Origin of the sequence: Sphingopyxis sp. PAMC25046 (assembly GCF_004795895.1) — a bacterium.
Lineage (GTDB): Bacteria > Pseudomonadota > Alphaproteobacteria > Sphingomonadales > Sphingomonadaceae > Sphingopyxis.
The window spans coordinates 266,851-278,141 of record NZ_CP039250.1 but is presented as its reverse complement, the minus strand read 5'-3'; the positions used below and the strand labels follow the sequence as shown (position 1 = coordinate 278,141).

6 protein-coding genes are annotated in these 11,291 nt (G+C 66.4%); 1 reads left to right on the top strand and 5 read right to left on the bottom strand.

Going from position 1 to position 11,291, the window contains the following annotated elements; translation table 11 throughout:
- Positions 1–18: 18 nt before the first annotated feature.
- From E5675_RS01300 to gdhA, 4 genes are read right to left on the bottom strand one after another with little or no spacing between them, the layout of a single operon-like run.
- On the bottom strand, positions 19–1,950 hold the full coding sequence (locus E5675_RS01300) for a hypothetical protein (protein WP_247594746.1): 1,932 nt from the start codon (positions 1,948–1,950) through the stop codon (positions 19–21).
- 6 nt (positions 1,951–1,956) lie between these two features.
- Positions 1,957–3,966 (bottom strand): heme-binding protein, encoded by a 2,010-nt coding sequence (locus E5675_RS01295; RefSeq protein WP_136173096.1) that lies wholly within the window; start codon positions 3,964–3,966, stop codon positions 1,957–1,959.
- A 4-nt stretch (positions 3,967–3,970) separates the two neighbouring features.
- A complete protein-coding gene (locus E5675_RS01290; protein WP_136173095.1) occupies positions 3,971–5,434 on the bottom strand; it encodes a multiheme c-type cytochrome in 1,464 nt (487 codons plus the stop codon).
- A gap of 50 nt (positions 5,435–5,484) precedes the next feature.
- Positions 5,485–6,840 carry an NADP-specific glutamate dehydrogenase gene (gene gdhA, locus E5675_RS01285; RefSeq protein ID WP_136173094.1) on the bottom strand — a complete coding sequence of 452 codons (1,356 nt, stop codon included), beginning with the start codon at positions 6,838–6,840 and terminating at the stop codon, positions 5,485–5,487.
- A 156-nt stretch (positions 6,841–6,996) separates the two neighbouring features.
- Between gdhA and E5675_RS01280 the strand changes: the two genes are divergently transcribed.
- Positions 6,997–7,947 carry a tetratricopeptide repeat protein gene (locus tag E5675_RS01280; protein WP_247594745.1) on the top strand — a complete coding sequence of 317 codons (951 nt, stop codon included), beginning with the start codon at positions 6,997–6,999 and terminating at the stop codon, positions 7,945–7,947.
- Positions 7,948–8,127: 180 nt separating this feature from the next.
- On the opposite strand, the gene putA is transcribed toward E5675_RS01280, so the two are convergent.
- Positions 8,128–11,223, bottom strand: a complete 3,096-nt coding sequence (gene putA, locus E5675_RS01275) for a bifunctional proline dehydrogenase/L-glutamate gamma-semialdehyde dehydrogenase PutA (RefSeq protein WP_210727590.1) — start codon at positions 11,221–11,223, stop codon at positions 8,128–8,130.
- Positions 11,224–11,291: the final 68 nt, after the last annotated feature.

The following is an 11,291-nucleotide window of genomic DNA, read 5'->3' as shown; positions in this document are numbered from 1 at the left end:
GAGCGTGCGCATCATGGGCTAGAAACTCAAAATCACATTGGCCAGGATCGACACATAGGCCTTGTCGCGCCGCTGGTTCTCGAACAGATCCTTGAACCCCGCGCCGGGCAGCAGCACCGCGCCGCTGAGCCGCCCGACGATATTCTGCGTCGCCTTCGGCCGCCAGATCGCCGCCGCCGACAGGTCCCAGCCGATCGCTTTCGGGATCGACCCTTCGCTGCGCAGCACCTGCAGTATCTTGGTGTTGTCGAACCAGAGATGGTTGGCGTTGGCCGAAAGGCGGAATTGCGGTGTCAGGTCGAAATCGGCGCCGGCGCCGAGCAGCACCGTGCCGGGATTGACGAAGTTCGACTGCCCCTCTTCCTTCGACGAGCGCAGCGAGTTGAGCAGGCCGTTGCGTCCGGTCAGCCCGATCGCGCGACCGCCGCCGATGAAGGGCACCGCCTGGCGAATCCAGTAGCTGGTGTCGGCCCCCGCGAAGACCGGATTTTCGAAGATCGCGTCGAAGCCCGTCTGCTTGTCGTCGAAGGGGTCCTTGTCGCCCGTCGCATAGAGGCCCGACAGGCGGAAACGCATCCAGTCATGATCGTAGCTGAGCTCGGCCGCCCCGAAATAGGATCGGATGTCCGCCTTGCGCCCCGTGAACACATTGTCGCGGTCGCTGCCCAGCGCGGCATAGCCCATCGCGGTGACGTTGATCCGGCCGATCCGGCCGTCGACGCCATAGCCGAGATAGATCGCGTCATAGTCGCGGCCCTGCAGATTGCCGATCAGCGCCGGCCGCACGGGAAAGCCATTGTCGTCGATCTGGACGCGGTTCGCTTCGCGGTTGATGTTCCACGTCGCCGAAATTTCGCTGGTCAGCCCGACGAAGGGGAAATCCTGCCGATACAGATTGGCGTGCAGGACCCAGTCGCGCCGCGGCGACTGGGTCAGGTCGTTGAGCCCGCTGTTCGTGTCCTTTTCGAGCCGCCAGACGGCGACCAGATTATACTGGATGCGGTTGTTGTCGCGGTTGCCGAACAGGCGGTAGCTGAGCTGGCTGTCCTGAAACAGAAAGCCACGGAAATCGGCCTGGAACGGCTGGATACCGACGCGCACCGAATCGAAGTCGTAGCGATCCGACGTGTTCTGCAGATGATAGTCGATGAAGGCTTCCTGGACGCCCAGAAAGCTGTCGAAGCGCGTCTTCCCCTTCGACGGCTCGACGAAAAGGATGCGCCTTTCGGGGACCTCGACATAATTCAGGTTGTACGCCAGCGTCAGGCGATATTCGACATCGGGCGGCTTGTAGGTCGTGTTGCCTTTGATCAGCGCCGCGCCGACGATGAAGGTCTGCGAGGCGACGAGGCTTTCGGGCCGGCCGAAGACGTCGTTGCTGCCCGGCCGGTCGGGATATTGGATGCCGACGGGGATCGGGAAGGTGCGCGGTTCGAGCACGCTGTCCGACACCGCGTTCAGCGCAAAGAACCAGTCGTCGCCCTTGATCGGCAGCCACGGCACCTTCGCGCGGTCGATCGGCCGGTCGCCCTTCAGCGTATTTTGGTGATAGGGATCGAACCAGCGTTCCTTGACCACACCCAGCGTCTCGATGAGGCGCCAGCGGTCGGGAACGGGAAGCTGGTCCTCCATCCCCGGAAAGGCCTGCGGGGGCGGCGGACGCAGCGCGCCCTCATTGTCCTGCGACAATTGGTCGGGAAGATCGGGCCGATAGCCGGGTCGGCGGCGGCCCTCGATGATCTGGCTCATCAGATCGTCGCCGACCGTTTCCTTCCATTCGACGGGCGGCGGCGGCGGGGTCAGTTCGTCGGCGGGCTGCTGTGTTGTCGCGGGTTCGGATGCGTCATCGGCGGCGACCGCCGGATCGACCGGCGGCGGCGGTACATCGGCGCCGGGCGCGCCCTGCGCCGCAAGCGTCGCGATGATCGGCCAAAGGCTGCCCCCTTCCATCACCGCCTATAGCCCGCTGCAGACATTTTGCTGGTTCGAACCGACGAAGGGCGCGAACGGACAGGCGATGAAGGTCAGCCGCTGGCTGCCGCCGGGAAGCGGGACGACGATCTGGTCCGACCGGATCGAACGATCGGGCGGGCCGAGCGTGCCGAGCTTTTGTCCGGCGTTATATAGGCCGAGGAAGGCGATCATGTCGCTCTGGTCGTCGCCGTCGCCCGACGCGGCGATCGCACCCACGAGCTGGCCCCCGCGATAGATGGGGACCCCGCCCGCGAACAGCGTGAGGCCGTTGTTGATGCGGTTGCGTCCCGTCACCGGAACCACCGGGCTTTGCGAACAGCTTTGCGGCACGTCGGCGGGTCGCGCACCCAGTATATATTCGACATGTGCGACGATGTCGGGGGTCACCAGCCGCGACTGCAGCCCGGTCGAAAATATGCTGAAGCTCGCCTCGGGCACCGAAAGCGGCCCCGGCGGCCGCCCGACCTCGGCATCGGGAAAGTTCGGGCGCGACAGATTGCCGACCGCGCGGCCGGAAAAGGCGGTCGCCCCGGTCAGCGCGCCGGGATCGTTCAGAAAGCCCCGGAATGCGCTAACAAACGGCAGGATCGCGGGGTCGCCATTGGCCGAGAGGTCGCCAGCGGCGAGCGCGTTCGAGAAGAAGACCGTCGTGCGCGCCTTCTGCGGCACCGCGTCGATCGCGTCGACGAGCGCGTCGGGGCCGCGGACAAGCCCCAATATCTCGCCGTTTGTATCGACCACCGCGATCGTGTTCTGTGCGCGGTTGTCGACCGGGCGGCGAACCTGCGCGCGCGCGCGGCGCTGGACGTCGAACGCCTCGACGAGCATCGTGCGCACTTCGGCGGCGGTCAGCGGCTGCGCGACCGTCGCGGCGTCGGTTCCCGCCTTGGGCAGAAAGCGGGTATTGCCCTGGCCGTCGCTGACCACCCAGATGTCGGGATCATTATAACCGTCGCTCGCCTTGGCGGGGCGTACGCCCGATTCCTCGGCGCCATAAACCGAACCCGCAACGATTCCCGTTGCCGCGTCATAATATCCCCGCACCGAAACGAGCGCGCCGACCACGCCGTTGATCGAGGCGAAGGCGGGCGCCGCGGATGCTGCGCTCCTGATGTCGGCCGATGTCGCTTCGGAATAGCGCAGCAGCGTGCCGTCGATGCTGATGCGGTCGGCGCGGATTTCCTCGGAGGGTTCGAACCCGCGGGTCGCCGCGAGCGCGACGATTTCCTCGCGCAGATCGGTGTCGCGTTCGCGATATTCGGTGTCGAAGCCATAGACGCCGTCGCCGATCACCGCGACCGAACCGACCACCGCTCCATTCTTGTAGAGCGGGAAGGCGCCCGCATCGGCGCCGACGCCGAGCGGCCCGCGCTTCGTTCCCGCCAGATTGCCTGGGACGCCCACGCCGAGGAAACGCCGCGACACGTCCGAACAGGGAAGCTGGCTAAGCTGGACGCTGAACAGCGCGCCGCTTTCGAGCCCGCGCGTGAGGCGCGACGGCGGGAAATTTTCCTGGACGATGTCGTTGGCGGTGCGGCTGGAAAAGGCGCCGCCGACCGACGAGAAATAGGAAGAGGTCAGCGCCTTCGATATGCCGCCCGCGAGGGCTGCGGGCGCGGGAAGGTCGAGCCCTTGCAGGTCGGTGGCGCTGCCGTCGGGCGCGCGCGGCGTGCGCAAGCTCAGGTCGGCGCCGTTCATCGCGAAGACCGCGAGCACATTGCCCACGCGGTCGATGACGACGAAACCTGCGCGAAAATTCTGCGCCTGCGCCTCGGCGACGCCTTGGGCGATGATCCGCTCGATGTCGCCGGTGGTGAGGTTGGTCAGCGCGGGAATCTGGAAAACGCTGCCCGTCGGGGTCGGGGTCGGCGTGGGGGTCGGTGTCGGGCTCGGCGTCGGCGTGCCGCCACCTCCGCCGCCGCACGATGTCAGCAACAGCGCACCCATCGCAGCAAGGGCAACCGAACGGAAAAGACGGTTTTTGTTTGGCATGATCTTACCGCAACGCCCCGATCGCGCGCACCGCGCTGCCGAAAGAGGCCTGGAATTCGGACGGCTTATAGGCGTTGGGATCCTTGACCGCGGCATAGGCGCGGTCGATGTCACCGCGGATGCCCGCCGCCGCGCCCACCGTTATGCGCCCTGACGACACCATCGCGTTGAGCAGGGTGTCGACCCCCATCACCGCCTGCTGCGACCCCGAATAGTCGGTGTAGCGGTCGCTGATCGCCTTCGCCGAAATCGCGTCGACCATCGCGAAGGCATCGGCGCCCGAGAAGCTGCGCGAGGCGAACGCGCGCTTGAGCGACGCGACCGTCTGCGACAGCTCCGCCGCGGCCTGCACCGTGCTCGCCCGGTCGCTCGCCATCGCCTTGTGGAACGCCGCGGTGCGCGCGGCGAGCTGATCGGCGAGCACGGGCGACGCCATGCGCGCCGCCGCGGCGAGCATGATCAGATTCTCGTCATTATAAGGCGGCATGCCTTCGGGAAGGTTGCGTCCTGCATTGTCGAGCCCGGTGCGCACCGGCTTTGCCTGATCGAAGATGCGGCGGTGGCAGCTGTGGCAGTCGAGGAAGTAGAATTCGGGGAAGATCCCCTCGGTCCCGCGCCGCGTCTGGAACAGCGCGAGGCTGCGCTCGATCGCGGTCGCCTGTCCCACCGCCCACATCTGGACATGATCGGTGCGGCCGCCCGGCGCGCCGAACTTGCGCCAGCCGTAATCGGCATCCTCCTGATGATGCGCCTGCAGCGAGGAAAAAAGGTCGAGCTCGAACGATATGCGCGGGTGCCCCGCCGCCATGATGCGGTGCGTCACGAACTGACCGTCGGCGGCCGAACCGAAGTGACAGTCGACGCAAACGCCCGCGCGGACCACCGGATCCTCGAGCTTCTTGAGCCCCGCCGACAGGTTGGCGAGATGCTTGTCGCGCATTTCGCGGTCGGGATCGGCGTTGGTGCCCACCCCGGCATAATGGCTCGCGAGCCAGCCGCCCGCGGGGCCGTGACACGATTCGCAGCCGACGCCATCCTCGGCCGGCACCGCGCGCGCGGTGCCCGCGGTGCTGTGGCAACCGAGGCACATCTGCGCCTTGGCGGGATCGCCGATGCCGAGATTGCGCGCGATGAACTGGCTGCGATTGTTATTGAGGACCGCCCAGGCCCGGCTGTGCGCACCGCCCGGGGTCGAGGGCTCCTGCCATTTCATCAGCTCGTCCTGACGGACGACGGTGCCGTCACCCTCCATCCGGCCGTGGCAGGTCGAGCCAGCGCACGAGGCAACGCCGGTATAGCGCGCGCCGCTTTCGCCCTGCGACCGCGCGGGCGGCGCAAAGACGAACGCCGCAATGGCGAGCGCGAGAAACATCGCCGCCAGAACGGCAAATGCCGCGCGCGTGGGAAGACGGGCGGCAAATGCCGCCCAAGGCCGATCGCCGCGCTCCTTCCCAGCGTGCGCCGTCATCCGCAGTACCCCTTTTGCCCAATCCGGCGCTTATTACGCCCTGGATCGATTTACACCACCCCGAAAGCCAGCATCGCGTCGGCAACCTTCTTGAATCCCGCGATATTGGCGCCCTTCACATAGTCGATATAGCCGTTGCCCTGATCGCCATAGGTCAGGCAATTCTTGTGGATACCGTCCATGATGTCCTTGAGCATCTGTTGCAGCTCGCCCTCGCTCCACGCACGCCGGCCGCTGTTCTGGCTCATTTCGAGGCCCGACACCGCGACGCCGCCGGCATTGGCGGCCTTGCCCGGCGCGAACATGATCTTCGCATCCTTGAAGACGTGCACACCCTCGAGGTTGGTCGGCATGTTGGCGCCCTCGCTGACCGCGATGCAGCCGTTCTTGACCAGCGTCTTCGCATCTTCGCCGAGCAGCTCGTTCTGCGTCGCGCAGGGCAAGGCCACGTCGCACTTCACGCCCCACGGCGTCTTGCCGGGCGTGAAGGTCGCGGTCTTGAACTCTTCGCAATATTCCTCGATCCGCCCGCGACGATGCGTCTTGTGTGCCTTCACCCAGTCGATCTTGTCCTGGGTGATGCCGTCGGGATCATGGATGAAACCGCCCGAATCGGACAGCGTCAGCACCTTGCCGCCGAGCTGGACGATCTTTTCGGCGGCGTGCGTCGCGACATTGCCCGATCCCGAAATCACCGCGCTCTTGCCGACCAGATCCTGCCCCTTCGCCGCGAGCATGTTGGCGAGGAAATAGACCGCACCATAACCCGTCGCCTCGGTGCGGATCAGCGAGCCACCCCATTCGAGCCCCTTGCCGGTGAGCACCCCGGTAAACTCGTTGGTGATGCGCTTGTACTGGCCGAACATGAAGCCGATTTCGCGCCCGCCGACGCCGATATCGCCCGCGGGCACGTCTATGTCGGCGCCGATGTGGCGATAGAGTTCGGTCATGAAGCTCTGGCAGAAGCGCATGATCTCGCGCACGCTCTTGCCCTTGGGGTTGAAGTTCGATCCGCCCTTGCCGCCGCCCATGGGCAGGCCGGTGAGCGCATTTTTGAACGTCTGTTCGAACGCCAGGAATTTGAGCACGCTTTCGGTGACGCTGGGGTGAAAGCGGATGCCGCCCTTGTACGGGCCGATGGCATTGTTGTTCTGGACGCGCCAGCCGCGCTGAACGCGGATATTGCCGTTATCGTCCTCCCAGCAGACGCGGAAGGAGACGACCCGGTCGGGTTCGGCGATGCGCCGCAAAATCTGTTGCGCGTGATATTCTTCCTTGTCGGCGATGAAATCGAAAATGTCCTCGGACACTTCCTGCACCGCTTGGACGAATTCGGGTTGCCCCGGATTGCGTCGCTTCACGCCTTCCATGAACGTCGCAAAATCGACGTGATCCGAAACTGCCATGCACCCCTCCCCTGACGACTGGGAAAGCCGGTGCGACCCCTGACGATTTTATCGTTGACCGACCTTACAGACCAAAGGCTACACCATCGCCAAGCAAAGGCAATATGACCGCGCGCACAGCCCGCATTTTTTGCAGGCCGTAAAAGAGGGGCAAAAATGAGCGAGGGCAACAAGATGACGGGAACCGCGACCGGCGGCATGACAGGCACCAATCGCGCGATATTGATCGCCGCCTTCATCCTGCTCGCCGCAGCGATCGGCTATGCGATCTGGCGCGATTCCACGCCGTCCGCCACGGGTCCGGCCAGCGAAGCCGCCGCCGCGCCATCCGACCAGCTCGCCGACCTCGAAGCGCGGACGCAGCGCGAACCGGACAGTGCCGACGCGTGGACGGCGCTCGGAGCCGCGAAATTCGACCTCGGCGATTTCGCGGGGGCGATCGCGGCATATGAAAAAGCCGTCGCGCTTTCGCCCGAATCGGCGGGCCTGTGGTCGGCGCTCGGCGAAGCGCGGGTGATGGCGAGCGACAGCGACCCGATGCCCGCCGCCGCTTCGGATGCTTTCGACAAGGCAATCGCGCTCGACGCGAAGGACCCGCGCGCGCGCTATTTCCTCGCGGTGAAAAAGGACATCGGCGGCGATCACAAAGGCGCGCTCGACGATTGGTTCGCACTGCTCGCCGACACGCCGCAGGGGGCGCCGTGGGAAGCCGATCTGCGCCGCACGATCGAACAGGTCGGGCAGATCCACAAGATCGACGTCGCCGAGCGGCTTGCCGCCACGCAGCCGCGCGCGCTGACCGCCGACGAAATGCCCGTCGCCGCGCGCGCGATCCCGGGGCCGAGCCGCGCCGACATGGAAGCCGCGTCGCAGCTTCCCAAAGGTCAGCAGGACGCGATGATCGAAGGCATGGTGAGCGGCCTCGAAGCCAAGCTCAAGGCCAATCCGGCCGACGTCGACCGCTGGATCATGCTGATGCGCAGCCGCATGACTCTGGGCGAAACGGCGAAGGCCGCGCAGGCGCTGAAGGATGGCATCGCCGCCAACCCGGCCGAAGCGGGACGGCTCAAGGCGCAGGCGCAGCTTCTCGGCGTGCCGGGCGCGTAAAATGCCCATTGGCGCGCCGCCCCGAAACGGCTAATCCGGGAGCCGCTGCGGGGGGCAACCATAATATAGGGTCGCCGCGGCATTCTGCCGCGAGACGCTTTCGGACGTATTGCCCGGGACAGCTGTCCACTCTGTATCGGGCCTCGTGGTTTTAACTGATGCCCGACCTGCGTCCGCGTTTCACCCCGCCATCAGCGCCGCATTGCCGCCCGCCGCGGTGATGTCGGTCGAGATCGACTTTTCCTCGGCGAAGCGGTGCAGATAATGCGGGCCGCCTGCCTTGGGCCCCGTCCCCGACAGCCCGCGCCCGCCAAAGGGCTGCGAGCCGACGATCGCACCGATCTGGTTGCGGTTGACATAGACGTTGCCGACCGCCGCTCGCGCCGCGACACGCGCCGCCACACCGTCGATGCGCGTGTGAACGCCGAGCGTCAGGCCATAGCCCGAGGCGTTGATCGCGTCGATCAGCGCGTCGAGCTCGCCGCCTTTCCATGTCGCGACATGCAAAACCGGGCCGAAAATCTCACGCTTCAGATCGGTGACATGGTCGAGCCGGATCAGCACCGGCGGCACGAAATGACCGCCCGCGGGCAGGTTGGTTCGCGTCGCCTCGGCGATCACCCGCCCAGCGGCGCGCGCTTCGGCGACATAGGCGGCGATGTTGGCCTGCGCTTCGTCGTCGATAATCGGGCCGACGTCGGTCGCAAGGATCGACGGGTCGCCGACGTTGAGTTCGGCCATCGCGCCCGCCACCATCTCGATCATCGTGTCAGCGACATCGTCCTGCACGCACAGCAGCCGCAGCGCCGAACAGCGCTGGCCCGCCGATTGAAAAGCCGAGGCAACGGCGTCGCGCGCCACCTGTTCGGGAAGCGCGGTCGAATCGACGATCATCGCATTCGCGCCACCCGTTTCGGCGATCAGCGTCGCGATCGGGCCGTCGCGCCCCGCAAGGCTGCGGTTGATCATTCGCGCGACCTCGGTCGATCCGGTGAAGGCGACGCCGATGATGTCGTCGTGGCTTGTCAGCGCCGCGCCGACGGTTTCGCCGCGGCCCGGGAGGTAATGGAGCACATCGCCCGGAATCCCCGCTTCGAGCAGCAGCTCGACCGCGGCGTGCGCGATCAGCGGCGTCTGCTCGGCGGGTTTCGCGAGCACCGCATTGCCGGCGGCGAGCGCCGCCGACACCTGCCCCAAGAAGATCGCGAGCGGGAAGTTCCACGGGCTGATCGCAACGAACACGCCCTTGCCTTCGAGCATCAGCTCGTTGCGCTCGCCCGTCGGGCCGGGAAGCGCGACCGGATAGGTGAAATCGGCGCGCGCCTGCGCGGCGTAATAACGGAGGAAATCGACCGCCTCGCGCACCTCGGCGACCGCGTCGACGAGCGTTTTGCCCGCCTCGTCGATCGCGAGGCCGAGGAAGAGCGCGTCATGCTCCTCGAGCAGGTCGGCGGCGCGTTCGAGCCGCCCGGCCCGGAAAGCGCCCCCCGCGAGGCTCCAATTGTCCCGCGCTTTACGCGCGGCAGCAACGGCATCGGCGACAGTGGCGGCATCAGCCTCGATCACCTGCCCGACCACCGCACCCGTCGCGGGATTGCGCACCGGATCCGCCTTGCCCTTGCGCGCGACGCCGCCGACGATCGGCGCCGCGACCAGGTCCGCGCGCCGCGCCGCGCCGATCGCCGCGACCAGCGCCTCGGGCACGCCCGGATCGCCAAGGTCGTAGCCGCGCGAATTGCGCCGCGCCGGCTCGAATAATTCGAGCCCGGTTGCAATGTTTGACGACGCCGCGCTCGCGACGCTGCGCGGGTCGACCGCAAGCTGTTCGGCGCTGACGTCGGGGTCGGAGAATTGATGCACGAAGCTGGAGTTGGCGCCATTTTCGAGCAGGCGGCGAACGAGATAGGCAAGCAGATCGCGATGCGTGCCGACCGGCGCATAGACGCGCACCGGACGCGGCGGCGGGAAGAGCGCGACGAGCGCGTCGTGCGCGCCCTCGCCCATGCCGTGCAGCCGCTGCAGCTCGTAATCGGCGCCCGCGAACAGCTCGGCGACGAACGCAAGCGTCATCGCATTATGGCTCGCGAACGCCGGATAGATGCAATCCTGGCAGTCGCGCAGCAGTTGCGCGCAGCGCATGTAATTGAGGTCGGTGTGCAGCTTGGCGGTGAATACAGGAAAGTCGCTTAAGCCCAGCGTCTGCGCGCGCTTGATCTCGGTATCCCAATAGGCGCCCTTGACGAGCCGCATCGACAGTTTGACCCCGCGCGCCCGCGCGCGGTTCGCGAGCCAGTCGATCACCGCCGGCGCGCGCTTCTGATACGCCTGAATGACGATGCCGAGCCCGGTCCAGCCGTCGGCGATACCGGCGTCGATCAGCGCCGCGAACACGTCCACATGCGGTTCCAGCCGGTCGCTTTCCTCGGCGTCGATCATCAGCGGGATATTCACCGCGCGCGCCGCCTTCGCGAGTTCGATCACGCGCGGGATCAGCTCATCGCGCACGCGCGCTGTTTGCAGATATTCGTAGCGCGGGTGGAGCGCCGACAGCTTGATCGAAATGCCGTGGTTGGCATGCGGGTCGCCAGGCTTCGCGCCCTTGCCGATGCGCGCGATCGCCGCGGCATAGCTGTCGAAATAGCGTAGCGCGTCATCCGCTGTGCGCGCCGCTTCGCCGAGCATGTCGAAACTCGCGAGCTCGCTCTTTTCCTTGTCGGCGCGCTTGACCGCGGCGTCGATCGTCTCGCCCATCACGAACTGCTGGCCGAGCAGCTTCATCGCGGCGAGCGCGGCCTGACGGATCACCGGCTCGCCCGAGCGGCGGATCATCGATTTGAGCAGGTTCAGCGGTTTCGCCTTGCTGCCCATCGCATCGAGCATCAACGTCGCCGAACCGAGCGACAGGCCGCGCGCCGACAGCGCAACGACCAGCGGGCTGTCGTCATCGTCGCCCTCGGCCCAGTGGCGCCCGGCGATCTTGTCGCGGATCAGCGCGTTGGCGGTTGCATTGTCGGGAACGCGCAGCAGCGCCTCGGCAAGGCACATAAGCACGACGCCTTCCTCGGTCGACAGGCGATAACGGTTCATCAACTGCGCGACGAGCGTTTCGCGCTCGCCCTCGGCCTTCGCCTTGCGGATCAGGTCGAGCCCGCGGCGCGTCACGGCATCGACGCTCGCCGAAGAGGTTGCGAGGGCAGCGCGCAGCTCGGCGACGATGTCGGATTCGCTGCGGCGGGCGAGGGCGCGGATGGCGGCGCGGTCGGGGCTTGGGATCATGGCAGCTTCTACCATATTGACTGAAGTCGATACGACTTGTTTGATAGCAAGTGACATATGAATTGACC

Bases quoted from the DNA above. Each gene is read 5' to 3' on its own strand.
- putA (WP_210727590.1), bottom strand. From the start codon at position 11,223: ATGATCCCAAGCCCCGACCGCGCCGCCATCCGCGCCCTCGCCCGCCGC.
- E5675_RS01295 (WP_136173096.1), bottom strand. From the start codon at position 3,966: ATGCCAAACAAAAACCGTCTTTTCCGTTCGGTTGCCCTTGCTGCGATG.
- gdhA (WP_136173094.1), bottom strand. From the start codon at position 6,840: ATGGCAGTTTCGGATCACGTCGATTTTGCGACGTTCATGGAAGGCGTG.
- E5675_RS01290 (WP_136173095.1), bottom strand. From the start codon at position 5,434: ATGACGGCGCACGCTGGGAAGGAGCGCGGCGATCGGCCTTGGGCGGCA.
- E5675_RS01300 (WP_247594746.1), bottom strand. From the start codon at position 1,950: ATGGAAGGGGGCAGCCTTTGGCCGATCATCGCGACGCTTGCGGCGCAG.
- E5675_RS01280 (WP_247594745.1), top strand. From the start codon at position 6,997: ATGAGCGAGGGCAACAAGATGACGGGAACCGCGACCGGCGGCATGACA.